Below are 24,486 nucleotides of genomic sequence, written 5' to 3'. Positions count from 1 at the left end.
AGATGGATCAGATTATCGTAACAGGCAGCGGCCCCGTAAGTGGGCAGATCCCGATTGCAGGGGCGAAAAATGCTTGTCTTGCCCTGATGCCGGCCACGCTTTTGAGCGAAGAGCCGCTGACGCTGACCAATGCGCCACGTCTCTCTGATATTCGCACCATGACACAGCTTTTGGAAAGCCTTGGTGCAGAGATTTCTGCGCTCTCGGATGGCCAAGTGATTGCTATGTCGTGCCACGGGGAAATCAATACCCGTGCGGACTATGATATTGTGCGCAAAATGCGCGCGTCAAATCTTGTGCTGGGGCCGCTTCTGGCGCGTGAGGGGCACGCTGTGGTCTCGCTTCCTGGTGGTTGTGCGATTGGCGCGCGCCCGATGGACATCCACACTGATGGTTTGGAGAAAATGGGCGCGACGATTGAGCTGAGGGAAGGCTATCTGCACGCCAAGGCAGGCGGCGGGCGGCTCAAAGGCGCGGTGATCGACTTTCCTTTCGCTTCTGTCGGGGCGACTGAGAATATCATGATGGCAGCGACCCTTGCGAAGGGCACAACTGTGATCAACAACGCCGCGCGTGAGCCCGAGATTGTCGATCTTGCAGACTGCTTGCGCAAGATGGGTGCGCAGATTGACGGCGACGGCACAAGCACGATCACTATTGAGGGTGTGGACCGACTTGGTGGGGCGACCCATCAGGTTGTGACCGACCGGATCGAGCTTGGAACCTATATGCTTGCCCCTGCGATTTGCGGTGGTGAAGTTGAGTGTCTTGGCGGCAAGCTGAGCCTTGTCGAGAGCTTTGTTGCAAAGCTCAACGAGGCGGGCATTGATGTGGAAGAGACAGCTTCGGGCCTCAAAGTGGCGCGCAAGACGGGGCCGATCAAGGCGGTGAATGTGACGACGGAGCCTTTCCCGGGCTTTCCGACCGATTTGCAGGCGCAGATGATGGCATTGCTCTGCACAGCAGAGGGCACATCTGTCCTCGAAGAGAAGATTTTCGAGAACCGCTTTATGCATGCGCCCGAGCTTGAGCGTATGGGGGCAGATATTGAAGTGCACGGCGGCACGGCGACTGTGAAGGGCGTGAAGCGTCTCAAGGGGGCGCCAGTGATGGCGACCGATCTGCGCGCGTCTGTTTCGTTGATCTTGGCGGGTATGGCGGCGGAGGGTGAAACCGTTGTGAACCGTGTCTATCACCTCGATCGCGGTTATGAGCATGTGGTGCGCAAGCTTTCGGGCATTGGTGCAAAAGTCGAACGGGTGAAAGCATCATGAGTGTGGATGCAAGCTTTGAGGACGGGGCCGAGCGGCCACTGAACCTTGGGGCGATGGATACGGATGACCTGAAGGTGATATCGGCTCTTGTGCAGGACGCTGTCTTTCCGATCACCGAAATGAAATATGACCGCAAGGCGCGCCGCTTTGCGCTTTTGATCAATCGTTTTCGCTGGGAAGATAAATCTCAAACCCGCCACGCTCCTGAGCGGGTGCAGGCGTTACTCGCGTTTGACACTGTGTTGGGTGTGGCCACACAGGGGCTTGAACGGGACGATAAGGAAACGGTTCTGTCGCTCCTTACGATGGAGTGGGAGGCGGGCGAGACCCCTACAGGCAAGGTTGTTCTGACGCTCGCGGGCGACGGCGCGATCCGTCTTGACTGTGAAGCGCTTGAAGTCACACTCAAGGATGTGACGCGGCCATACGTGGCTCCGTCAAAGAAAACCCCAAGCCACGAGAGCTGACTGCGACACATCTGGCGCTTGAGGGCGGTGGTCTCTGGGGCTAAGACGGGCGCAAGCCTTGAAAGGACGACCATGCCACAGTTTCTCGACGCGACAACGCCAGACTTTGAAGAGCAGTTTGCCGCCCTTTTGGGGGCGAAACGTGAGGACAGCCCTGATGTGGACGCGGCTGTTGCCGAGATTATTGCGGATGTGCGCGCGCGCGGAGATGCGGCGGTTATTGAGCTCACCGAACGCTATGATCGTCTGACGCTGACGCCTGAAACTCTGCGCTTTGCGCCTGAGGAGATCGAGGCGTTGATTGCTGAGGTTCCCCAGCATGAGCGAGAGGCACTGGAGCTTGCTGCCGAGCGCATCCGCGCCTACCACGCGCGCCAGATGCCTGAAGATGCGAGCTGGGTGGACGAAAGTGGTGCAACACTGGGTTGGCGCTGGACGCCAGTGAGCGCCGCTGGCCTGTATGTGCCGGGGGGGCTGGCGTCTTACCCCTCGTCTGTCTTGATGAATGCGATCCCCGCGAAAGTGGCGGGGGTTGAGCGGCTGGCGATCACTGTTCCCACACCTGACGGAGTGGCCAATCCGCTCGTTCTGCTTGCGGCACGGCTCGCGGGCGTCGATGAAATTTATCGTATCGGTGGGGCACAGGCTGTTGCTGCGTTGGCGTACGGAACGACGAGCATCGCGCCCGTTGATAAGATCACGGGGCCTGGCAACGCCTTTGTCGCGGCGGCCAAGCGGCGGGTTTTTGGCAAGGTCGGCATCGATATGATCGCGGGACCAAGCGAGATTTTGGTGATTGCCGACGGGGACAACGACCCTGACTGGATTGCGCTGGATATGCTCTCACAGGCCGAGCACGACGAGAGTGCTCAATCGATCCTTATCACCACTGACCGTGCTATGGCGAAAGCTGTGGAGGCGGCAATCGAGCGGCATTTGCTCACGCTCGAGCGGCGCGAAATTGCGGGTAAGAGCTGGCGCGATTACGGCGCGGTCATCCTTGTGCCTGACCTTGACGTTGCGGCCGTGCTTTCTAACCGTATTGCGCCCGAGCATCTGGAGCTTTGTGTGGCGGACCCTGATGGGCTGAGTGAACAGATTACCCACGCGGGAGCAATCTTCCTTGGCGCTTGGACGCCCGAAGCGATTGGTGACTATGTGGGCGGGCCGAACCATGTCTTGCCGACTGCGCGCTCGGCGCGGTTCTCTTCTGGCCTGTCGGTGATGGATTTTGTGAAGCGTACAACGCTTGCGAAAATGACCCCTGCCGCTTTGCGCGCAATCGGACCTGCGGCGGAAACGCTGGCGATTTCTGAAAGCCTTGAAGCGCACGGTCTCAGCGTTCGGGCGCGCTTGAATCATTTGAACGAACTCTGAAGGCGCGGCAATTTGAGTTGCGCTTTGGCTGCGCCAAATCGCCTTGGCGAGGGGGGCTTTGCCCTCCTCGCGCTTTCCCCAGGATATTTAGAGAAAGAAAAAGGGTCTTGCGGCAGCTTTTTGCACGGTGTGGTGCATGCTTGTCGTTGCAATCGGTGGGGTGCGCGCTAGATTTGGTGAAACGCGCTAGCCTGCGCGTGGGGACGTTAAGTGAAGTGGAAGGCGCATGATGATGTCGCGGATTTCTCATATTGAGCTGGATGACAGCAACCTGCCGCCGCCGACGCCAGAGATCGAGCAGGAGCGGAAGGTGGCAATCTATGATTTGCTGGAAGACAATGTCTTCACGCTGCCCAAGCGCGACGAGCGTGCTGTCCCAGAAGGGCCCTACCATGTGGGGCTTTCGATCCGTGACAAGCGGCTTGTATTTGATGTGTTGACCGAGGCTGAGGATAAGGCGGCGGAGTTCCATCTCTCGCTGTCGCCGTTTCGTCAAGTTGTGAAAGACTATTGGCAGATTTGTGAGAGCTATTTTGACGCTGTAAAGACGATGCCACCCAGTCAGATCGAAACGATCGATATGGCGCGGCGCGGCATTCACAATGAGGGCGCGCGCATCTTGGCGGAACGTCTCGAGGGCAAAGCCGAAGTGGATAATGACACGGCGCGGCGGCTTTTTACACTCGTCTGCGTTCTACATTTCGGGGGCTAGGGTTTGGGGAATAAGCTTCCGCAATCGGTGTTGTTTTGCTGCGATCATAATGCAGTGCGCTCGCCTATGGCGGAAGGCTTGATGAAAAAGTTCTACGGCTCGGGCACATATGTCCAATCTGCAGGCGTGCGCAATGATCTGGAGATTGACGGGTTTTGCGTGGCTGTTTGCGAGGAACTCGGTGTGGAAATTTCACGCCATCGCTCGCGCAGCTTTGAAGAGATGGAAGAGATGGGCGAGGTGCTCAGCTCTTTTGATGTGGTGGTGGCGTTGTCGCCAACGAGCCGCAATCTGGCCGAGAGCCTGACCAAAGGCTTTCATACCGATCTTGAGTATTGGCCGATCATGGACCCGACTGCCAAGGGCGAAGGACGTGAGGCCAAGCTGGCCGCGTATCGCGAGGCGCGTGATCAAATTATCGCTCAGATTACGGCGCATTGGGGTGCGCCTCAGGAGGGCACATGAGCAAAACTGTTGAAGCCTATTTTGCAGCATTTAATGCTGGCGATATCGAGGCCATGTTGGCTTGTGTGGCCGAAGATGTGGCGCATCATGTCAACGAAGGCCAAGTTCGGCGTGGAAAGGCGGCTTTTGGTGAGTTTTGTGCGCATATGAGCCGCTGCTACCAAGAAGAGCTGACCGATATGGTGATTTTTGCGGCAGAAGGCGGTACACGGGCTGCAGCGGAGTATATTGTAAACGGCACCTATCTTGCGACAGACAGCGGTCTGCCCGAAGCCAATGGACAAAGCTATCGTTTGCCTGCGGGGTCTTTTTTTAGCCTTGAGGGCGATAAGATCAGCCGTGTTGTGACCTATTACAACCTCGCCGACTGGGTGGCGCAAGTGAGCCGCTGATGGAGCTGCGCACCCTGACGGGGCGTGCGCTGGACGCAGTCCTTGATGATCTGGCGCGGCTGCGCATAAAAGTATTTGCCGACTTTCCTTATTTATATGACGGCGACTTTGCCTATGAACGGCGCTACTTAGAGCCGTATCGGGCCAATGATGGCGCTATTGTTGTCGGTGCATTTGAGGGCGACAGGCTTGTGGGCGCGGCCACGGGGATGCCACTCATGGGACATTCGGATGATTTTGCGGCGGCGTTTGCAGACAGCGAAATTGATCTCGGGGACGTGTTCTATTGTGCTGAGTCTGTTCTGTTGCCAGAGTTTCGCGGGCGAGGGATTGGGCATGCGTTTTTTGAAGCGCGTGAAGCGCATGCGCGAGAGCTTGGTTTTGGGAAAGTGGCATTTTGCGCGGTCGTGCGTGGGGAGCATCCCATGGAGCCTAAAGGCTACCGACCGCTTGATCCCTTTTGGCGGGGACGGGGCTATATACCGCTTGAGGGCGTTATTGCGCAGTTTCGCTGGCGGGATTTGGGCGAGGATTCAGAAAGCTCAAAGGCATTGCAGTTCTGGCTGCGTGAACTTTAGAGGGCACAAAAAAACCGCGGCAACTCTGGGCTGCCGCGGCTTATGGTTTCAGCTCATAAAAGCTTACATGCCGTTCTCTTTGATCAGAGCTTTGGCTTGATCAAGCAAAGCTTGGCCATCAAAGCCTTTGCTGTTCATGTCTTCGACCCAGCTTGTAGCAACGCCGCTTGAAGCGTCTTTCCACTCTGCGACTTGCGCGTCTGTCAGAGTGATGATGTTGTTGCCATTGGCTGCTGCAGCTTCACGGCCACCTGCGTCAGCGCCTTGCATCAGCTTGCCTGCGAGGGCTGAAAGATCAGCACCTGACTGGCTGTCGAGCGCGGCTTTGAGCTCGTCTGAGAGGCCTTCATACTTCTGCTTGTTCATCGCGAAGACGAAAGCAGTTGTGTAGAGCGCTTCTGTTCCGAACTCTGTGTGGTTTCCGACAAGCTCTGGGACTTTCAAAGCAGCTGTGACTTCCCATGGGATCACTGTCGCGTCGATCACGCCTTTGGAGAGGGCTTCAGGAATAGCAGGCACCGGCATACCAACAGGTGTTGCGCCGAGGCCCGAGACCATCTGGTTGATGACGCGTGTGGGCGCGCGCAGCTTGACGCCGTTGAGGTCTGCTACGCTTGTGATGGGTTTGTTGGAGTGGATGAGGCCTGGGCCGTGGACGAATGTCGCGAGGATTTTAAAATCCTTGAGGTCCTTGTCGAACATATTGGCTTCGGCGAAGTGCCAGAAGGCGCGTGATGTGGCCTCGGCGTTGTTCATCATGAAGGGAAGTTCAAAGACTTCGGCCTGTGGGAAGCGGCCTGGTGTGTAGCCGAGAACTGTCCAGACGATATCTGCAACGCCGTCCTGCACCTGACCGATGAGCTCAGGTGGCTTGCCGCCGAGCTGCATGGATGGGAAGTGGTCAATCTTGATCTTGCCACCGGAGGCTTCTTCGACGCGCTGAATCCAAGGGTCGATGATCAGCTTTGGCACGTTGGCTTGCTGTGGCAGGAACTGGTGGAACTTCAGTGTGACGTCTTGCGCCTGTGCGGACGCTCCTGTCACTGCGAGGGCTGCGGCAACGGCAAACCCTTTGAGTGCGTTTTTCATAAGTGACATGTTTTTACTCCCTTTTTTGACACGTCTGGTTGGCCCAGAGATTCGAGCTTCAGGCTTCGAAATCAGGCTGGTTCTTTGGCGCTGCTTTGTCAAACGCTGAGAGCGACTGACAAGCGGCGTATACGGCGGAAATATGCGGCAGATCGGCATAAGGAATGCCAAAACGCTCTGCGGAAAAGACCTGTGGCACGAGGCAGATATCGGCAAGGCCGGGTGTATCACCAAAGCAAAATTCGCTCTGCTCGTCGCGCTGGGCAAGGAGGCCTTCGCAGGCTTCAAGCCCGTCGCGCAGCCAGCGTGCGAGCCACGCGTCTTTGGCGGCTTCGTCTAGGCCGAGATCACCTGTCAGGTATTTGAGCACCCTTAGGTTTTGCAGCGGGTGGACCTCACAGGCGATGACTTGTGCGAAGCCACGTTCTTTGGCGCGTGTAACAGGGTTTTTAGACAGAATCGGCGTGTTTGGATGCGTTTCGTCTAGCCATTCGAGAATGGCCAGAGACTGTATCAGAACATCGCCCTCATCCGTCACGAGTGCGGGCAGAAGGCCTTGTGGATTAAGTGCCTTGAAAGCAGGGTCATGCTGTGCGCCGTTTTTGAGGTGCACAGGTCGGAAGTGCGGTTCAACGCCTTTCAGGTTGAACGCGATGCGGCAGCGATAAGAACTCGAACTGCGGAAGTATCCGTAGAATTCCATAAAGTGTTACACCTCCCAATTGATTTTAGATTGATATGTAACATGTATATCAAAGGCAACAAAATTGTTTCATCGCTTTTACCTCTCTTACGAGTGCTCTAGCCTTTAATCGATGTGTGGACGTATTGCAGTTAGCCTTCCAAGCGATTCCATGGCAAAGCTCTTTGCGGCTTTGCCCGCCAACAGTTTGCCTGCAGTTCCAAACTACAATATTTGCCCGACCGATCCTGTGCATGTGGTGCGCATGAGCGGTGAGGGGCGCGCCTTGGTTGGCATGCGCTGGGGGTTTATTCCAGCGTGGTACAAGGCTGCGAATGCGGGGCCTCTGCTGATCAATGCAAGGGCTGAGACGCTAGCCGAAAAGCCCGCTTTCAAAGGCGCAGCGCGGGCGCGGCGCTGTATCATCCCTGCAAGTGGATATTACGAATGGGCTTCGGCGAGCGGTATGAAACTGCCTTGGTACTATGCGCGCCGCGACAGTGATCCAATGGCATTGGCTGGGATCTGGCAAGAGTGGGAAAGCGATGACGGGCCGATCGCAACCTGCGCGATGGTGACGATCGCGTCAAACGAGCTGACGGGACGGGTGCACGACAGGATGCCAGTGATTCTTGAACGCAAGGATTGGGGCAAATGGCTTGGCGAAGAAGGGAAGGGTGCGGCTCGGTTGATGCTCCCTGCCGAGGAAGATGTGCTCATCACCCATCGGGTCAGCCGCATGATCAATAGCAACCGTTCAGAGGGGTCTGAGCTGATTGAACCATGGGAGGGCGACGAGGGCGCTTGACGCTCCCGCAAGCAGCCGATATTGCTGCCACCGAAGCGGGCGTTGTGTAGTGGTAAGACCTTAGCCTTCCAAGCTAATGACGCGGGTTCGATTCCCGCCGCCCGCTCCAAATCATCTTACATCGCCACAGTTGAATGCTTGACGGCCCTGCCTTGGCCCTTCAAAAAGCGCTAGACTTGAAAGGCGCGTAAAACATGGCACGAACAACAGTAAAAGACGGCGAAGAACGCGCGGGTACGAAGGACGTGGCTGCGCTCAAGGCGTTGATGCCATTTATGGCACCTTACCGTGGACTCGTTGTTGCGGCTATTTTGGCGCTGATGCTGACGGCGGCGTTGTCGCTCACTTTGCCGCTGGCTGTGCGCCGTGTGATCGACAACTTCAGCACTGAAAATGTCGAGATACTCGATCTTTATTTTGTCGCCGCGATCGGCGTCGCTGCTCTTCTGGCTCTGGGCACGGGGCTGCGCTATGCGCTTGTCACTCGGCTGGGAGAACGCGTTGTGGCCGATATCCGCAAAGCTGTGTTTGATCGCGTGATCGGGCTGTCGCCGAGCTTTTATGAGACGGTGATGACAGGCGAAATCCTGAGCCGCATCACAACGGATACCACCTTGATCCAATCGGTGATTGGTTCGTCGGTTTCAGTGGCGCTGCGCAATGTGCTGATATTCTTGGGCGGAATGATTTTGATGCTCTTCACAAGCGCCAAGCTCACGGGGCTTGTGTTGTTGATCGTGCCCCTCGTGGTCGTGCCGATTCTGACGCTGGGCCGGCGCTTGCGTGTGCTGAGCCGCGAAAACCAAGACTGGATTGCGGCCTCATCGGGACAGGCAGCCGAAACCCTGAGCGCGGTTCAGACGGTCCAGAGCTTTGCGCAGGAAAGCGTGGCGCGGCGGGACTTTTCTGACGTGACAGAGAAGAGTTTCGAGGTGGCGAAACAGCGTATCACAGTGCGCTCGATTATGACTGTCGCGGTGATGTTTTTGGTCTTTGCTGGCGTTGTCGGGGTTCTCTGGATCGGGACGCGGGATGTGCGTGCGGATCAGATGAGCTCGGGTGCGTTGGTACAGTTTGTGATTTATGCAATCATGGTTGCGGGCGCGGTTGCTGCGCTTTCGGAAATCTGGGGTGAGTTGCAGCGCGCGGCTGGCGCGACAGAGCGGCTTGTGGAGCTTTTGAACGCCACAGACAAAGTGAATGATCCCGCTGCGCCCAAGGATTGCCCTGCGCCTTTGAGGGGCGATGTACGCTTTGAGAGTGTCAGCTTTGCCTATCCGTCACGGCCTGATCGTCAGGCGCTGGATGCGGTGAGCCTTGCTGTGAAACCAGGTGAGACCGTTGCTTTTGTTGGTCCGTCAGGGGCTGGCAAAACCACTGTAATGCAAATGATCCAGCGATTTTATGATCCACAGGAGGGGGCGATCAAGCTCGACGGTGTGGACCTGCGCGAGATGCAGCGGGAAGATTTCCGCAGCCAGATCGCTGTGGTGCCGCAAGACCCTGTGATCTTCTCGGGCAGCGCGCGCGACAACATTCGCTTTGGCCGCCCAGAGGCAAGCGATGCTGAGGTTGAGGCTGCAGCCAAGGCTGCGGCGGCACACGAGTTTATTGAAGCTTTGAGCGAGGGCTATGACACCAAGCTTGGAGAGCGCGGCGTGATGCTTTCGGGGGGACAGAAGCAACGCGTAGCGATTGCGCGGGCGATCTTGCGGGATGCGCCTGTGCTGCTGTTGGATGAGGCCACATCGGCTCTTGATGCCGAGAGCGAACGCGCGGTGCAGGAGGCTGTTGAGCATCTCTCAAAGAACCGCACCACTTTGATCGTGGCGCATCGTTTGGCGACCGTCAAAAAAGCAGACCGTATCGTTGTGATGCAGGATGGAGCGGTTGTGGCTGAGGGTACGCATGATGCGCTTGTCGCGGAAAACGGGCTCTATGCGCGACTGGCGCGGCTTCAGTTTACTGATGGGGCAGAGGCGGCGTGATTTCCCCCTTGCAGGGGGCTCGCTGATCGCCCAAAGTCTGGTTTGTATATGAGTAAAGGAGGGCCAGATGGGTCTTTTCAGTTTTTTCAAGCGCTCAGGCAAACGCCTCAAGAGTGAAGAACCAACCGCCGATGATTTGAAGAAAGAAGTTGCGGATCTCGGGCTTGACGCCGAGGGCCTCGACATCGTGATCGAAGGCGACAAAGTCAAAGTCACGGGGAACGCTGTTTCTGAGGAAATGCGCGAAAAAGTAATCCTCGCAGTTGGCAATGTTGATGGCGTTGCCGAAGTCGAAGACGACGCGGGCGAAGCCAATTTCCACACCGTTGAAAAGGGCGACACGCTCTGGGCTGTCTCTGAAAAGGCGCTGGGCAAAGGCTCACGCTATATGGAGATTTTTGAAGCCAACAAGCCAATGCTTTCGGACCCAGACAAGATTTACCCTGGTCAGGTGCTGCGCATCCCGCAGGACTGAAGCTTTCGTAAAGCACCACAAAATCAAGGGCCTCTGCAAGATATGTGGGGGCCCTTGGCATGTCTGGCTTGCACTTTCTGCGCGTACTGGCCACTGTCGGGGCAAGCTGAAAAGGACGCATCATGGCGCAGACCATCTTTGTTTTGAACGGACCCAACCTCAACCTCCTGGGTAAGCGGGAGCCTGAAATCTATGGTTCTGATACGCTCGCAGATGTGGAGGCTATGTGCCGCAAAGCCGCGCCAAACGCTGTTGTCGACTTTCGTCAAAGCAACCATGAAGGCGTGCTCGTGGACTGGATCCAAGAGGCGCGTGATGCGGCGAGTGCGATTGTGATCAACCCTGCGGCCTATACGCATACGTCTGTGGCAATCCTAGACGCGCTCAGCGCTTTTGACGGGCCTGTCGTCGAGGTCCATATCTCGGATGTGCACAAGCGGGAGGCGTTTCGGCATCATTCTTACGTCAGTTTGCGAGCCGATCATGTGATCGTTGGTCATGGTGTGGCGGGATATGTTGAAGGGTTGGAGTGGGCCTTGGGGCAGCTCTAGAAGCTTATTTTTCTTAGGTTTTGGTAAGTCTAGCAGGCTTTGCTTAGGCAAATCCTAGAGCTGCGTTTTGAAAGGTTAACGCTGCTTTTGGCCGCCAGATTGAGGGGGGTGAAAAGCGTGCACAACCCGTGCACAACCCGTGCACCGCCTGAATGGCAATTTTGGTAAGAGAAAATTAGGTAACGGTGCGTGCGGTGGGGACACGACAGGTGTGTCGGGTGCGCAGAGGTTGCACACCCTGTGAGCTCAATTGCCAAGAATGCCAGGCAGGCGGAGCTTGTTGACGCGGGCGCAGTCGAGCGCCTCCTCATATCCTGCATCGGCGTGACGCCAGACGCCTGAGGCGGGGTCATTCCAGAGGACACGTTCAAGGCGCTTGGCGGCTTCGGGTGTTCCGTCTGCGCAGATGACCACGCCTGAGTGCTGGCTAAAGCCCATACCGACGCCGCCACCGTGGTGCAGCGAGACCCAAGTCGCGCCTGAAGCAGTGTTGACCAGTGCGTTGAGAAGCGGCCAGTCGGAGACGGCATCGGAGCCGTCGCGCATGGCTTCGGTTTCGCGGTTGGGCGAAGCCTGTCCGTCGTCATATAAAGTTGGACATCAGATCGGCTTGAGCACAGGAGGCTCTGGTTCGTTCGTGTGATTGATTATGCTGCTTGTTTTTGATGTTGCAAGCGGCGTTGGCGGATTGTTTGGCTTTTGATCTTCTCCCTTTCCCTCAAAATGGCTTTATCGCGCCCGAAGTAGACGTCAGCGGGTGTGACGTTGTTCAGGCTCTCGTGGTAGCGCTGGTTGTTGTAATACTCGACAAAAGCCCCGATCTGACGCTCGAGATCGCCGGGCAGGTAATAGTTTTCCAGCAGAACACGGTTCTTCATGGTCTGGTGCCAGCGCTCGATCTTACCTTGCGTTTGCGGGTGGAGCGGTGCTCCGCGAACGTGATCCATTCTTTGCCCTTCCAGCCACTCAGCCAGATCGCCAGAGATGTAGCAGGAGCCGTTATCGCTGAGCAGGCGCGGCTTGTGCCGAACAGTGGCTTGATCACAACCGGATGCAGCCAATGCCAGCTCGATCGTGTCTGTTACGTCCTCAGCACGCATATTTGTGCAGAGTTTCCATGCAATGATGTAGCGGCTGTAATCGTCCAGGATTGTGCTCAGATAATACCAGCCCCAGCCGATGATCTTAAAGTAGGTAAAATCAGTCTGCCACATCTCGTTGATAGCTGTGGTTTTGTCTGTGAACTCGTCAGCAGCCTTGATCACCACATAATCAGGCGCAGTGATCAGGTCAGCTGCTTTTAGAATGCGGTAAGCTGATGATTCAGAGACAAAATACCGCTTCTCATCCGTGTATTTGACGGCAAGCTCGCGTGTCGACAACGCCTCGTGCTCCAATGCAAACTCGATCAAATCATCGCGCCTGACGTCTGGGATACGGTTCCAGACAGACTTGGGACGCGGCGAATGATCCGCCAACGCGTCCAGACCACCATCGAGATAAAGATCGTACCATCGATAAAATGTGCTGCGCGGAATGCACAGCATATCAAGCGTCTGTTTGACTGGCAGGTGTGAGCCTTCGACGGTGCGGATGATCTCAAGCTTCTCGGATGCTGGATACCTCATTCCTCGTATCCCCCATTTCCTGTCATGCTTTTTTTGAGCAGCCGGTTTTCAAGAGTCAGATCCGCCACGCACTCTTTCAATGCCAGCGACTCTGAACGCAGCTCCTTCACTTCTGGCGACGTCGCCTGACGCGCAGTGTCCCCAGACAGACGTCGCTTGCCTGCCTCAAGGAATTCCTTAGACCAGCTATAATACAGGCTCTCAGCGATCCCCTCACGACGGCACAACACAGAAATACTTTCCTCGCCACGCAGACCTGCCAAAACAATGCGGATCTTCTCCTCCGCTGAATAGGTTTGCCGTGTCTTGCGGCGGATGTTCTTAACCACCTTGTCGGCGGCATCTTTCGATGTGGTAGGCTTCTTTGTCATCTCGATCTCCTAATCGATAAGATGAACCAGAAATCCTCCGTTGTTCAAATGCTCAGATCTGTCCAGCAGGGGCTGACGTCAGACAGGTTTGGCGGTCATGATAGTAATTCATGCTGCAAAAACCTTGATGCTCTCTCATTTCCCACCACGGATCCTTGCCCTCTTTTTTCAGTTTAGTAATTTCGGAAAACCTTTGAGGGTTGATGCAAGTGGGCTCAAAGTGGCGACATTGTTCGTTGAAAAATTCAGGAACTGACTGCATGACGTGAAAAAAATAGTCTACAGAAGTGAAGAATGGCACATCGATTTTCATAATTTTCCCAGATGGTGATGAAACAAACAGCCCGCCTTCAAAGGCTTTTTCAAGAAGGACTTTTTCAATCAACTCATCCGTAGAGAACCTCTCTGCCATCCAAGTTGATTCTGCCGGATTGCCTTCATCGAACATCAGTTCAAACATGCGATCTAGATTCATGGTTTTCCAAGAAAAAGCCGCCCGATTTGTGTCCCATAGCTTCTTAAGTGTTGTGTAACCTAGTGGGCAAAACATCCCTTTTACGTCCCTTTTTTATGACGACATGCCAGTAATGAACTTTGACCAATCGCTCATCAAGACCCGGCGTTTTTCCAATAAGTCCGAGCGGGCATACGCCCTCTCCACATCAGACCCAACTTGGTGCGCCAAGCTCATTTCAGCGACTTCACGCGGTACGTTTGCCACCTCTGCCGCCCAGTCGCGGAAGGTTGAGCGGAAACCATGTACCGTGACGCCCTCAACCTGCATCCGGCGCAAGAGCATCAACATGGCCATGTTCGACAAAGGCTTGTGCCGTCTCTGGCCCTCAAACACATATTCCGATTCCAGCGCCTTCAACGGTTCTATGATTGCTTGCATTTCATCGGTTAGCGGAACACGGTGATCCTCTCCACCTTTCATCCGCTCCGCTGGACAAGTCCAAAGCTGCGCATCGAGGTCGAGTTCATCCCAGCGCATTCCCAGAACCTCGCCAGTTCGTGATCCCGTGAGGCAAGTAAACATCAGCGCCTTTGCCGCCATCGCGTTGTGCGTCTTGAGGTCGGCATAGAACGTAGGCACATCACGCCACGCCATCGCCTTATGGTGTTTCACCTTGGCTTTGACCTTTGGCAATGCCTGAGCGTCTTTGATTGCAGTCACGGGGTTTTCGCCAGAGCGGAAGCCCTTGGAGCGTGCCACATCAAGAACAGTCTTTATGCGCTGGGCCAGCCGTTTGGCTGTTTCATGTTTGTCTGTCCAGATAGGCGCAAGGCACATCATCACTTCAGGCTGGTCAATGCTATCAATCGGCATCCGCCCGATCTTGGGAAAGGCGTAATCTCGCAATGTGTTGATCCATTGCTGGCCATGCTTGGCGTTTTTCCAAGTCGGCATACGGTCTAAGTGAACTTGTTGCGCCACTTCTTCAAAAGTCGGGATTGCTTGCCGTGCATTGAAGCGAGGGTTCAAGCCCTGCTTTGCCATCCGGCGATATTCCAATGCGCGTTCTCGCGCTTGGTTGAGGGTCACAATGTCAGCACCGCCTAAGCCAAAGTCAGTGCGCAGCGGCGCACCCTGCTTATTCTTTTGGCCTTTAACCACAACGCGTACGATCCAGCGCCGTGCACCAGAAGGATCGACCACCAGATACAGCCCATTGCCATCGCCGTGTCGCCCAGCGCCAAGATTCTCAACTAGCTTCTTTGTGAGTTTTCCAGATAGGCTCATTTAAAAATACCACAATTCATACCACTCAAGGAATAAATATAGGCACTATCGAAAGAAACTCAAGGCAATTGGGAAAGTGCCTCAAGCTCATAAAAACAAAAGAAAAAGGCCGCCCAAGGCGACCTATTCAAATCTAGCAAAAGTGGTAGATGGCGGAGGAGGTGGGATTCGAACCCACGGAGGGCGTTAACCCTCGTCGGTTTTCAAGACCGGTGCATTCAACCACTCTGCCACTCCTCCGACGCGGCTTCCTTAGCCTGAGATTGTGGCAGTGAAAACCACAAAAACACACATTGGGTGAAGATTTTTACAGAGATGTCATTTTATAGGTCTTTTCGGCTGACGAATTTATGCCGATTGCGAAGCGCAGACTTTTCATAAGCGGCCCAAAAGGCTAAGCTCTTGCTCAAAGCGTGTGAAAAAGCGCGGTGGTGAAGCGGGCAGGGCTGTCTCTTGGGGCAGTTCGGCGGGAGTTGGCAGAGAGCAGAATGTATAAACAGTATATTTCCTACGGATTTGGCGGCGCACGCAAGCTTGGCTTGATGTTCGGGGCTGTCTTGGTGATGGCCGGATGTGAAGAGGGCGGTGAATTTACGCTTTTCAAGCCCAAGGTTGAAGGCGAGGCCAATGTTGCATCGGCTGCTGCAGGGCAAAAGACAGTTGAACGCGATGTCGAAGCGCCTGATGTGTTTCAGGTGAGTGAAGCGGGTCTTTGGGATGGTCGCCCCTCGCTTGGCGGGGTCTGGGTTGCGCATCCTGATGTCAAAGAGCCTGAGCGCGTGATTATCCGCAACCCTTCTAACGGTAAGTTTGTGGTGGGGGCGTTGTTCCGTCGTGAGCGGGAAAACCCAGGCCCACGCTTGCAGATCTCTTCAGATGCGGCGGACGCCTTGGGGATGCTTGCAGGGGCGCCAAAAGAGCTAAATGTAACGGCGCTGCGGCGTGAGGAAGTCGCTGTCGAAGCTGATCCTGCGACGGATGGGGCGGCGGGGCTGAGCGAGCCCGAGTTTGTTGCCGAGACATCGCTTGACCCTATCGAGAGTGCGGGTGCGGCGATTGATGCGGCAGATGCTGCTTTGGAGGCCCCTCTGACGCCTGCTCCTGTAGCTGCGCCAGTGGCTACTTCGTCCTTGGCGAAGCCTTTTGTGCAGATCGGTATTTTCAGTGTTGAAAAAAATGCGGGGAACACCGCGACGGCGATGCGCACAGCGGGCATGGTTCCGACTGTGAAGCAGCAGAGCCTGAACGGCAAAACCTTCTGGCGTGTGATTGTCGGACCCGCTCAGAGCAAGTCTGATCTTGCGCAGCTGCTCAAGAAAGTTAAGTCGCAAGGCTTTAACGATGCTTACGCGGTGAGAAACTAAACCCCAAACGGACGGAGGCGCTGATGCTGCGCGCGGCCTTTTCTTCTTTTGTTTTCGGGCTCGCGCTAGCGGGTCAGTCGCTCAGCCTTGCGGCCTTTGAAACGCAGGCAACCTCGGCTTTTGTGCTCGATTACACCACGGGCACTGTTTTGCTCTCTAAGGATGCGGATGTGCCTTTGCCGCCTGCGTCTATGAGTAAACTGATGACGCTATATGTGGCGTTTGAGGCTGTGCGCGACGGGCGACTCAAGCTTGACGAAGAGCTGCGTGTCTCTGAACATGCGATGAGCTATACAGGTTCGACCATGTTTTTGCAGGCGGGCGAGCGTGTTAAAGTCGAAGATCTGTTGCGAGGGATCATTGTGTTGTCGGGCAATGACGCTTGTGCTGTGATTGCCGAGGCGCTTAGCCCCGATGGGACAGAGGCGGGCTTTGCGCGTTTTATGACGGAGCGGGCCGAGGCTTTGGGCATGACTCATTCGACATTTGCCAACGCCAATGGCTGGCCTGATCCGAGGCATCGGATGTCGATGCGGGATTTGGCTATTCTGGGCACAAAGATCATTGAAGATTTCCCTGAGTTCTATGCGATGTTTGCGGAGAAGGAGTTTCTTTTTGACAAGAAAGAAAGCCAGAACCGCTTTAACCGTAATCCGCTTTTGGGGCTCGGGATTGGCGCGGATGGGCTTAAGACGGGTCATACCAAAGAAGCAGGGTATGGGCTTGTCGGCTCTGTGAAACAGGGCGCGCGCCGAATTGTTTTTGTGATTTCAGGATTGCAGACCGAGCAAGCACGTGCGCGCGAGGCTGAAGCAATCACAAGTTGGGCATTTCGCCAGTTTACCACAGCGCAGCTTTTGGAAGAGGGGCAGATCGTGGCGGAAGCCGAGGTCTGGATGGGGGAACAGGCGACTGTGCAGCTCACCGCGGCCAAAGCGCTGAACACTCTTGTACCGACAGGAACAACGGATCGTAAAGTCGAGGCCGAAGTCATTTATGATAGCCCCTTGAAGGCGCCTGTGATGGCAGGTGACCAAGTGGGCAAGCTGATTATCCGTCCCGAGGGGCTGGCGGCCACAGAAGTGCCTTTGATCGCGGCCAAGACGGTTGAGCAGGGCGGTGTGATGGTGCGTCTGAAGACGGCGTCGCAGCGGGTGGTCAAAAAGCTGATGGCTGAGGCTGAGGGCGCGCTTTGAGCCACATTAAAGCGCAGTTTATCACGCTGGAAGGCGTGGACGGGTCAGGAAAGTCGACCCAAGCCAAGCTCTTGAAAGAGGCGCTGGAGGCTGAGGGCCACAGCGTTTTGCTCACCCGCGAACCGGGCGGCTCTCCGGGCGCGGAAGAGATCCGCAGCCTTGTGCTTGAAGGCGAGCCTGACCGCTGGTCTGCCGAGACAGAGATCCTGCTATTTACGGCCGCGCGGCGCGACCATCTGGAGCGCACGATTTTGCCTGCGCTTGCGGCGGGAACCATTGTGATTTGTGATCGCTTTGTGGATTCGACCCGGGTCTATCAAGGGCTCACGCGGGGTGATTTGCGCGATGTTGTGGACAAGCTTCATGCGTTGATGATCGGGCGCGAGGCTGATCTGACGCTTTTGTTTGATATGGACCCAAAGCTTGGCCTCGCACGGGCCAAAGCGCGACAGACGACAGAAGAACGCTTTGAAGATATGGGTCTTGAGATGCAGCTTGCGATGCGGCAGGGCTTTTTGGCACTAGCCAAGGGCGCGCCAGAGCGTTTCGCTGTGATTGATGCGGGGCGCGATATTGAGGCGATTGCGGCGGATACTCTTGCGGCTGTCAGGGTGGCGCTCTGATGGCGGATGAGGCGCTGATCGAACCTGACCGTCTGGACGGTACGCCGCACCCGCGCGACACGGCTAAACTCTATGGGCAAGAGGCTGCCGAGGCGCGTTTCCTGCAAGCGTTTAATGCGGGGCGGTTGCATCACGCCTGGCTTTTGACTGGGCCGAAGGGCGTGGGAAAAGCTACACTGGCATGGCGGATTGCGCGGTTTTTGCTAACCGAAGAGCAGGCAGAGGCGGGGATGTTTGGCGATATGCCTGATGCCAAGCCTGAGCGGCTTGATGTGCGCGCTGACCATCCTGTTTTACAACGTATTCTGGCGGGCAGTGAGCCACGCTTGTTTAAGATCACGCGCTCAATGAACCCAGATACAAAGCGTATGCGCGATGTGATCGTTGTGGATGATGTGCGCAAGCTGGGGCATTTTTTGTCGATGTCAGCGGCGGAAGGCGGGCGACGTGTTGTGATTTTGGACGCGGCGGACGAGATGAATACGCAGGCGGCAAACGCGCTTTTGAAGATGCTCGAAGAGCCGCCCAAGCTGACCACCTTTTTGCTGATCGCGCATCAACCTCAGGGGCTTTTGCCGACGATCCGCTCGCGCTGTCGAGAACTGCGACTGAATACGCTTGAGGCGAATGATATCGCCGCCGCCCTTGAAGCGGCGGGTGTTGAGGCGGGGCTTGGTGCGGAGGCAGCCAGTGCTTTGAGTGCGCTTTCGGGCGGGTCTGTCGGGGCTGCCGCGCGAATGCTCGAGCTTGAAGGGCTGGTGCTATATGGCGAATTGGTTGCGATTTTTGAGAGCTTGCCCAAGCTTGACCGCGCGCGCGTCTTGCGACTTTCAGAGGCCTTTGCTGCGCGGGGCAGCGAGCAGAAGCTTGATCTGTTGCTTGTGCTTTTGGAGACGCTGCTGTTTCGTCTTGCGCGCGCAGGCGCGATGGGAGCGCAGGCGCAAGCCCTAGCGAACCCGAACGAGCCAGCGCTCTTTGAGCGGCTTTCGCCCAATCATCAGGCGGCGCAGCGCTGGGCGGCGCTTTCGGATGAATTGCTCGCGCGTGCGCGCCATGGGCGGGCGGTGAACCTTGACCCTGCTGCGCTGATCCTTGATACGTTCTTGCGTATTCAACGATCCGTGGCAGAGCACAGCGCAAGATGACTTCAAGCACCAAGATAACCGACAGCCACTGCCACCTCGACTTTCCCGACTTTGATGATGCGCGCGCGGAGTATATCAACCGCGCCGTCGAGGCGGGTGTTCATCGTATGGTGACAATCTGCACAAGGCTGAAAAACGAGCCGAATGTGCGCGCAATTGCCGAGGAGTTTGCACCCGTGTTCTACGCTGCGGGGACGCATCCTATGAGCGCGGCGGAAGAGCCTTTGACCAGTGTGGAGGAGCTATGCCGCATGGCCAAACACCCCAAGATGGTCGGGATCGGCGAGACGGGGCTTGATTATCATTACACCGCCGACAGCAAGGACATTCAGCAAAAGAGTTTGCGGATTCACTGCGCGGCGGCAGCGGAGGCGGGTTTGCCTCTGATCATTCATGCGCGGGCGGCAGACGATGATATGGCGCGGATACTTGCGGAAGAGCACGGCAACGCGCCATTCGGGTGTGTGATGCATTGCTTCTCTTCCAGCCGCGAGCTTGCAGAGGCAGCTCTGGATCTTGGATTTTATCTTTCGATGTCGGGGATCGGGACATTTCCGAAAAGTCAGGAGATTCGGGATATTTTTGCGAGTGCGCCAGTTGAGCGCATTCTTGTGGAGACGGACGCGCCCTATCTTGCCCCGCCGCCCTTTAGAGGCAAGCAGAACGAACCTTCATATGTGGTGCATACGGCCAAGGTTGCAGCAGATGTTTACGGCTTGAGCTATGAAGACTTTGCCGCGCAGTGTGAGCGGAATTTTGAGCGTCTCTTCACGAAAGCGGTGTTTGCATGAGCGAGAAGCTGCGCTTTACCATATTGGGCTGCGGCTCTTCGGGGGGCGTCCCACGCCTTGGTGGCCATTGGGGCGATTGTGACCCAGAAAACCCGAAGAACCGCCGACGCCGCTGCTCCATGCTTGTTGAACGTGTTGGAGCGGAGGGTATCACGCGGGTTTTGATTGATACATCGCCTGATATGCGCGCGCAGCTTTTGGACGCTGATGTCGGGGCGCTTGATGCTGTGGTTTATACCCATAGTCACGCGGACCATGTGCATGGCATTGATGATTTGCGTATGATCGTGTTCAACCAGCGCGCGCGTTTGCAAGTCTGGGCCGATGGCGACACGCAGCGCGACCTCTATGCACGCTTTGGCTATGCCTTTGTGCAGCCTAAAGACAGCCCCTATCCGCCCATTTTGGATATGAACACAATCGACGGTCCGTTCGAAATCAGAGGCAAAGGCGGGGCAATCAGCCTCGTTCCGTTTGAGGTCAATCACGGCTCTATCGAGGCTTTGGGCTTTCGCATGGGCGGGCTCGTTTATCTGCCTGATGTGGCGGAGATGTCTGATGAGGGCTGGCTTGCTGTTGAGGGAGCAGATGTTTGGGTGCTTGATGCGCTGCGCCGTACGCCGCATCCGACCCATGCGCATTTGGAAAAGTCGCTCGCGTGGATCGAGCGGGCAGCACCTAAGCGGGCTGTACTCACGAACATGCATATTGATCTGGACTATGCCACTTTGGAGGCTGAAACGCCTTCGCATATCACGCCTGCCTTTGACGGTATGGTGATTGAGTTAGAGGCCTAAAATGCAAGCGCTTCTCGACGTTATCCTGCCAGTTTTTCTTGTGGTCGGGGCGGGATACGCCACTGTCAGATTTGCGTTGTTTTCGGATGGCGTGATCGACGCGATCATGAAGTACACACAGAATTTCGCGATCCCTGCGCTGCTCTTTAAGGCGATTGCTGGGCTTGATCTGAGTGAGAGTTTTGATCCGGCACTGCTGGTGAGTTTTTATACGGGCTCGGCGACCTGTTTTTTTGCGGGGCTTCTGGCCGCGCGCTATCTTTTTAAGCGCGACTGGGAAGACAGTGTTGCCATCGGCTTTTGCTGCCTGTTTGCCAATTCGGTGATGATGGGCCTCGCGATAACGGAGCGGGCCTTTGGGGCTGATGCACTGGCGGCAAATTATGCCATTGTGGCGGTGCATTCGCCGTTTTGTTATGGGCTTGGGATCACCGCTATGGAGATTGCGAGAGCACATGCGACGGGGCAGCCTGCGCGCACTTTGCCGGCGACTGTGGGCAAGGCGATGTTTCGCAACGCACTTGTGCTCGGTATTTTGCTCGGCTTCGCGACAAACCTGTCAGGTGTTGCGCTGCCGCAGGTCTTTAAGGACGCTTTGGGCATGATTGTGAGCACGGCGCTGCCGCTGGCGCTCTTTGGTCTGGGGGGCGTGCTCGTGCGCTACAAGATCAAGGGTGATATCAAGCTTGTTGCGTTTGTTTGTGTTGTCTCGCTGTTTTTGCACCCCACAGTGGTGTGGAACATGGGCAAGGTCATGGAGATTGATGTGGGGCAGTATCGCTCTGCGGTGCTCACGGCGGCGATGGCACCGGGCGTTAACACCTATATTTTCGCGTCAATGTATGGGAAGGCGCAAAAAGTCGCCGCGACCTCTGTCTTGGTCGCGACGGTGTTGTCGATCTTTTCGGTCTGGCTGTGGCTTGACTGGCTGCCTTAAGCGGCATTGGCCAAAGCTTGACGCTTTGCGATAAACGCGGCGCGGCGTGTGCCACGCTGCCAAGGCATTGCTGTTGTTTCTTGACGCGCGGCCTCGATCATTGTGTCGAGCCAGCGCTTGCGTGTCTGGGTCGCCTGCATTTCGTTACTCCTCAAACTGTGCCAGTCGGTGCTGGCTTCATTGTTGCTCAAGAGTAAATAAAGCCCCGAATTGGGGCGCAGATTGGGCGCATTGGAGACAATATTAAAGTGATTTGGAATTAAAACTGAGGCAAATGTGGCGGATCTTTTGCCTAGAGTCGGATCACTGAGACGAGGCGGCCATAGTCTTTTTCGCCACGATGTGTGGTGCGACGGTAGCTGTAAAAGCGCTCCTCGTCCCCATAGGTGCAATGGCCTGTCCAGCGGGCGTCGCCGACACCTCGGGCGCGCAAGCGCGCAAGGCCGAAGGCGGGCAAATCAAAGAGATATTTGTCAGGCGTTGCACCGCTTACAAAAAAGCGTGTGCTTTCGGGGTCTTCGTCAGCGAAGCGCTCGAAAAACTCGTGGCCCACTTCATAGGCGCGTTGCGAAATGCAGGGGCCGATGACGGCGGTTATGTTGGAGGCTGTCGCGCCGAGAGTTTCCATGGCGTCGACTGTGGCTTCAAGCACGCCAGTCTGTGCGCCCTTCCAGCCTGCGTGGGCCGCGCCGATCACGCCAGCGGTTGTGTCAGCGAAGAGAACGGGCTGGCAATCGGCTGTGAGAATGGCGAGGCCAATGCCTTTTGTCGCAGTGACCATTGCGTCGGCCTTAGGCTTCTCGGCGAGCGGCTCTGTGAGCGCAATTGCGTCTGCAGAATGGATTTGATGCACCGACGCGAGGTCCTCTGGGCCCAGATCAAGCGCATCGGCGACGCGGGCACGGTTGAGCGCGACGATTTCGCTTTGGTCCGAGGAGCCTTGGCCACAGTTCAGCCCAGAAAAGATACCTGAAGATGCACCGCCCTTACGGGTGAAGAACCCGTGTTTGAACGTGGCGAGGCCTTCGTCGGTTATGATTTCAAGCACCATTTTGCAATCCTGCGGGGGCGGGCGCACCACTTGGCATGAGCGCCATCACTTTGAAGAGCGTCCCCATTTCTTCGGGGTGCGTCAAGCGGCGATGTGCGGCGATATGGCTTTCGAGCGCCGCGCCAGTGAGGTTTTGGGCGAGAGCTTGCGCGCGGGCGGTTATTCCAAGACGCTCCAAAAACACGCCTTGGGGCGTGAGGGGCGAATGCGCGGCGGGCTCTGCCGCCTGTGCGAGCGCTTGAAAGTCAACGTGGGCTGTAAGATCGGCTGAGCCGAGGCTGTCGAGCGGGCTGACTTTTTCATGGGCTTTGACGGCTTGGAACGTGTCTCCGTTTGATCGCCAGTCTCCATAATCGATGATCAGCGCACATCCGCCATGATCGGCGATATGGGCGCCGATTTCGGAAGCGACGGCCTCGGCAGGGCCGCAGACTTCGACAAGATCGCCAATCTCTGTGTCATCCAACCGGTGTTCTAGAGCTGCAAGTTGGGTTGCGTCTGTGAGGCCGAAGGCAAGCGCACCCTCCTCAAGCCCGACAACGCGCTCGCGCCAGCCTGCTTCATCACGGATAAACTGCCGAATGGGCAGGGCATCAAAGAACTCGTTTGCGACGAGAAGTAGCGGCTGTGGCTTCGGGGCGAAGGTATTTTCCCATGTGGGCTCATAGCCTGCGAGCGCCTCGGCTTGGCGTGCGCGAAGGGCGGGGGACGTTTCGATCAGGACAATTTCGGCTGCAGCGTGAAAGCCAGCCACGCCGCGTGTGGCGCGCAGGATGTCGGCCATGAGCGTGCCACGGCCAGGGCCAAGCTCTGCGAGCGTGAAGGGGGCAGGCGCACCCATATCGAGCCAGCGTTGGGCGAGACAGAGGCCTATCAGCTCCCCAAACATCTGGCTGATTTCGGGAGATGTTGTGAAGTCACCACTCGCACCGAGGGGGTCACGGGTTGTGTAATAGCCATGCTCTGGATGCTGAAGGCAGAGCGCCATGAACTCAGCGAGTGTCAGGGGACCACTGGCGCGGATGAGCGCGGTGATATGGTTTTGAAGTGGGCTCATGCGATGCGTTGGCGCTTGGACCAGAGGATAATGAGCACACCGACAAAGACCATCGGGAGCGAGAGGAGCTGGCCCATGGTCAGTCCAAGGACGACATGACCGAAGGGATTGTCAGGCGTTACGAATTGCGCGTCAGCTTGGCGGAAGTGTTCAACGATAAAACGCGCTGTGCCGTAGCCTGCTATGAAGACGCCTGTTACGAGGCCGCGTGTCTTGAGCGCGCCACGCGAGAAGGCGAGGAACAGCAATACGAGGCCAAGGAGTGCGCCTTCAAGTGCAGCTTGGTAGAGCTGCGACGGATGGCGCGTGAGCTCGGCGCCTGTGTAGAACCATTCGCCCGCTTTTTCACAGCCTTGTAGAACCGTATTGTGACACATGGACGGGAATTTCATCGCCCAAGGTACATCAGAGGGGCGGCCCCAGAGCTCGGCGTTGATAAAATTGGCCAATCGCCCGAGCATGAGGCCCCAAGGCACGCCGAGAGCGATTGTGTCGGCGGCGGCGATCTTGCTGACGCCATTGCGCACACACCAGACCCATGAGGCCACGACCACGCCGAGGAAGCCGCCGTGGAAGGCCATGCCGCCTTGCCAGACCTTGAGGATCTGGGAGGGATTGGCGAGGTAGTAGGCGGGCTCGTAGAACAGCACAAAGCCGAGGCGGCCGCCAAGGATGATCCCGAAAATGATCCATGTGAGCAGGTCTTCAAGCTGTGGCTTGGTGAGGGGCGCTGTGCCGCTCCAGAGCGTGGGGCGGCTGACGGCACGGATACTCACTTTCCATGCAATGATGATCCCCACGATATAGGCGAGCGCATACCAGCGCAGGGAAAACTCCATGCCCGCGATCGGAAGGGTGAATATCTCGGGGGATATTTCGGGGAAGGGGATTTGTGCCAACATGTCTCACGTTGTTGCCTGCCTT

The 24,486-nt window shown here is 56.5% G+C and carries 27 protein-coding genes, 2 tRNA genes and 1 pseudogene; 19 read left to right on the top strand and 11 right to left on the bottom strand.

The window, feature by feature from the left end; all coding sequences use genetic code 11:
* Positions 1–2: 2 nt before the first annotated feature.
* The 7 genes from murA to DSM117340_RS12435 all read left to right on the top strand — a co-directional run bounded on the left by murA (position 3) and on the right by DSM117340_RS12435 (position 5,265).
* Entirely contained in the window at positions 3–1,274 is a 1,272-nt protein-coding gene (gene murA / locus DSM117340_RS12465) for a UDP-N-acetylglucosamine 1-carboxyvinyltransferase (RefSeq protein WP_089892151.1), read from the top strand.
* Complete coding sequence (locus DSM117340_RS12460; protein ID WP_089892148.1) at positions 1,271–1,741, top strand: DUF2948 family protein; 471 nt, start codon at positions 1,271–1,273, stop codon at positions 1,739–1,741. Before murA ends, DSM117340_RS12460 begins: the two co-directional genes overlap by 4 nt.
* Positions 1,742–1,813: 72 nt before the next feature.
* Positions 1,814–3,118, top strand: a complete 1,305-nt coding sequence (hisD, locus tag DSM117340_RS12455; protein WP_089892145.1) for a histidinol dehydrogenase — start codon at positions 1,814–1,816, stop codon at positions 3,116–3,118.
* Positions 3,119–3,350: 232 nt separating this feature from the next.
* A complete protein-coding gene (locus DSM117340_RS12450; RefSeq protein ID WP_089892142.1) occupies positions 3,351–3,830 on the top strand; it encodes a UPF0262 family protein in 480 nt (159 codons plus the stop codon).
* Positions 3,831–3,896: 66 nt separating this feature from the next.
* Positions 3,897–4,295 carry a low molecular weight phosphatase family protein gene (locus tag DSM117340_RS12445; protein ID WP_245724441.1) on the top strand — a complete coding sequence of 133 codons (399 nt, stop codon included), beginning with the start codon at positions 3,897–3,899 and terminating at the stop codon, positions 4,293–4,295.
* Positions 4,292–4,687 (top strand): ketosteroid isomerase-related protein, encoded by a 396-nt coding sequence (locus DSM117340_RS12440; RefSeq protein WP_089892135.1) that lies wholly within the window; start codon positions 4,292–4,294, stop codon positions 4,685–4,687. Before DSM117340_RS12445 ends, DSM117340_RS12440 begins: the two co-directional genes overlap by 4 nt.
* Positions 4,687–5,265 (top strand): GNAT family N-acetyltransferase, encoded by a 579-nt coding sequence (locus DSM117340_RS12435; protein ID WP_089892133.1) that lies wholly within the window; start codon positions 4,687–4,689, stop codon positions 5,263–5,265. Before DSM117340_RS12440 ends, DSM117340_RS12435 begins: the two co-directional genes overlap by 1 nt.
* Before the next feature lie 63 nt (positions 5,266–5,328).
* Here DSM117340_RS12435 and DSM117340_RS12430 read toward each other — a convergent pair whose 3' ends face one another.
* Entirely contained in the window at positions 5,329–6,363 is a 1,035-nt protein-coding gene (locus tag DSM117340_RS12430; RefSeq protein WP_089892130.1) for a TRAP transporter substrate-binding protein, read from the bottom strand.
* A 49-nt stretch (positions 6,364–6,412) separates the two neighbouring features.
* Positions 6,413–7,057: a maleylacetoacetate isomerase gene (gene maiA, locus DSM117340_RS12425; RefSeq protein WP_089892127.1), complete on the bottom strand. Its 645-nt coding sequence runs from the start codon at positions 7,055–7,057 to the stop codon at positions 6,413–6,415.
* A gap of 112 nt (positions 7,058–7,169) precedes the next feature.
* Between maiA and DSM117340_RS12420 the strand changes: the two genes are divergently transcribed.
* From DSM117340_RS12420 to aroQ, 5 genes are all read left to right on the top strand, one after another.
* Entirely contained in the window at positions 7,170–7,844 is a 675-nt protein-coding gene (locus tag DSM117340_RS12420; RefSeq protein WP_089892124.1) for an SOS response-associated peptidase, read from the top strand.
* Positions 7,845–7,879: 35 nt separating this feature from the next.
* Positions 7,880–7,953 (top strand) — tRNA-Gly (locus DSM117340_RS12415).
* 85 nt (positions 7,954–8,038) lie between these two features.
* A complete protein-coding gene (locus tag DSM117340_RS12410; RefSeq protein WP_089892121.1) occupies positions 8,039–9,832 on the top strand; it encodes an ABC transporter transmembrane domain-containing protein in 1,794 nt (597 codons plus the stop codon).
* A gap of 67 nt (positions 9,833–9,899) precedes the next feature.
* Positions 9,900–10,307, top strand: a complete 408-nt coding sequence (lysM, locus tag DSM117340_RS12405) for a peptidoglycan-binding protein LysM (RefSeq protein WP_089892118.1) — start codon at positions 9,900–9,902, stop codon at positions 10,305–10,307.
* A gap of 122 nt (positions 10,308–10,429) precedes the next feature.
* On the top strand, positions 10,430–10,858 hold the full coding sequence (gene aroQ, locus DSM117340_RS12400; protein WP_089892115.1) for a type II 3-dehydroquinate dehydratase: 429 nt from the start codon (positions 10,430–10,432) through the stop codon (positions 10,856–10,858).
* A gap of 246 nt (positions 10,859–11,104) precedes the next feature.
* On the opposite strand, the pseudogene DSM117340_RS12395 reads toward aroQ, so the two are convergent.
* From DSM117340_RS12395 to DSM117340_RS12375, 5 genes and pseudogenes are all read right to left on the bottom strand, one after another.
* A pseudogene (locus tag DSM117340_RS12395) lies at positions 11,105–11,431 on the bottom strand (urocanate hydratase); the annotation flags it as partial.
* 74 nt (positions 11,432–11,505) lie between these two features.
* A protein-coding gene (locus DSM117340_RS12390) for an IS3 family transposase (RefSeq protein WP_089894336.1) occupies positions 11,506–12,857 on the bottom strand; the annotation gives its coding sequence in 2 pieces (ribosomal slippage) (positions 11,506–12,521 and positions 12,521–12,857; 1,353 coding nt in all).
* A 52-nt stretch (positions 12,858–12,909) separates the two neighbouring features.
* Positions 12,910–13,317, bottom strand: coding sequence for a hypothetical protein (locus tag DSM117340_RS12385; RefSeq protein WP_354689675.1), 408 nt, complete (start codon positions 13,315–13,317; stop codon positions 12,910–12,912).
* Between the two features lie 108 nt (positions 13,318–13,425).
* Positions 13,426–14,601, bottom strand: coding sequence for a site-specific integrase (locus DSM117340_RS12380; RefSeq protein ID WP_089892051.1), 1,176 nt, complete (start codon positions 14,599–14,601; stop codon positions 13,426–13,428).
* A 150-nt stretch (positions 14,602–14,751) separates the two neighbouring features.
* Positions 14,752–14,841 (bottom strand) — tRNA-Ser (locus DSM117340_RS12375).
* 248 nt (positions 14,842–15,089) lie between these two features.
* Here DSM117340_RS12375 and DSM117340_RS12370 point away from each other — a divergent pair.
* The 7 genes from DSM117340_RS12370 to DSM117340_RS12340 are packed head-to-tail and all read left to right on the top strand — an operon-like array spanning position 15,090 to position 21,454.
* Positions 15,090–15,965: an SPOR domain-containing protein gene (locus DSM117340_RS12370; RefSeq protein WP_089892049.1), complete on the top strand. Its 876-nt coding sequence runs from the start codon at positions 15,090–15,092 to the stop codon at positions 15,963–15,965.
* A 23-nt stretch (positions 15,966–15,988) separates the two neighbouring features.
* Positions 15,989–17,161 (top strand): D-alanyl-D-alanine carboxypeptidase family protein, encoded by a 1,173-nt coding sequence (locus DSM117340_RS12365; protein WP_089892046.1) that lies wholly within the window; start codon positions 15,989–15,991, stop codon positions 17,159–17,161.
* Positions 17,162–17,166: 5 nt separating this feature from the next.
* Entirely contained in the window at positions 17,167–17,784 is a 618-nt protein-coding gene (gene tmk / locus DSM117340_RS12360) for a dTMP kinase (protein ID WP_089893610.1), read from the top strand.
* Entirely contained in the window at positions 17,784–18,929 is a 1,146-nt protein-coding gene (locus DSM117340_RS12355; protein WP_089892043.1) for a DNA polymerase III subunit delta', read from the top strand. The genes tmk and DSM117340_RS12355 overlap by 1 nt, the downstream gene beginning before the upstream one ends.
* Entirely contained in the window at positions 18,926–19,720 is a 795-nt protein-coding gene (locus DSM117340_RS12350) for a TatD family hydrolase (RefSeq protein ID WP_089892040.1), read from the top strand. The genes DSM117340_RS12355 and DSM117340_RS12350 overlap by 4 nt, the downstream gene beginning before the upstream one ends.
* Positions 19,717–20,517, top strand: a complete 801-nt coding sequence (locus tag DSM117340_RS12345; protein WP_089892037.1) for an MBL fold metallo-hydrolase — start codon at positions 19,717–19,719, stop codon at positions 20,515–20,517. The genes DSM117340_RS12350 and DSM117340_RS12345 overlap by 4 nt, the downstream gene beginning before the upstream one ends.
* Position 20,518: 1 nt before the next feature.
* Positions 20,519–21,454, top strand: a complete 936-nt coding sequence (locus tag DSM117340_RS12340) for an AEC family transporter (RefSeq protein WP_089892034.1) — start codon at positions 20,519–20,521, stop codon at positions 21,452–21,454.
* Here the strand turns inward: DSM117340_RS12340 and DSM117340_RS12335 are convergent.
* From DSM117340_RS12335 to lgt, 4 genes are all read right to left on the bottom strand, one after another.
* Positions 21,451–21,594: a hypothetical protein gene (locus DSM117340_RS12335; RefSeq protein ID WP_177170686.1), complete on the bottom strand. Its 144-nt coding sequence runs from the start codon at positions 21,592–21,594 to the stop codon at positions 21,451–21,453. The genes DSM117340_RS12340 and DSM117340_RS12335 overlap by 4 nt on opposite strands.
* Positions 21,595–21,746: 152 nt before the next feature.
* A complete protein-coding gene (gene pgeF, locus DSM117340_RS12330) occupies positions 21,747–22,505 on the bottom strand; it encodes a peptidoglycan editing factor PgeF (protein ID WP_089892032.1) in 759 nt (252 codons plus the stop codon).
* Positions 22,495–23,562, bottom strand: coding sequence for an SAM-dependent methyltransferase (locus DSM117340_RS12325; RefSeq protein ID WP_089892029.1), 1,068 nt, complete (start codon positions 23,560–23,562; stop codon positions 22,495–22,497). The genes pgeF and DSM117340_RS12325 overlap by 11 nt, the downstream gene beginning before the upstream one ends.
* Complete coding sequence (lgt, locus tag DSM117340_RS12320; RefSeq protein ID WP_089892026.1) at positions 23,559–24,464, bottom strand: prolipoprotein diacylglyceryl transferase; 906 nt, start codon at positions 24,462–24,464, stop codon at positions 23,559–23,561. Before lgt ends, DSM117340_RS12325 begins: the two co-directional genes overlap by 4 nt.
* Positions 24,465–24,486: the final 22 nt, after the last annotated feature.

Source organism: Lentibacter algarum (assembly GCF_040580765.1).
GTDB classification, from domain to species: domain Bacteria; phylum Pseudomonadota; class Alphaproteobacteria; order Rhodobacterales; family Rhodobacteraceae; genus Lentibacter; species Lentibacter algarum.
This window is presented reverse-complemented; position numbering and strand designations above follow the sequence as displayed.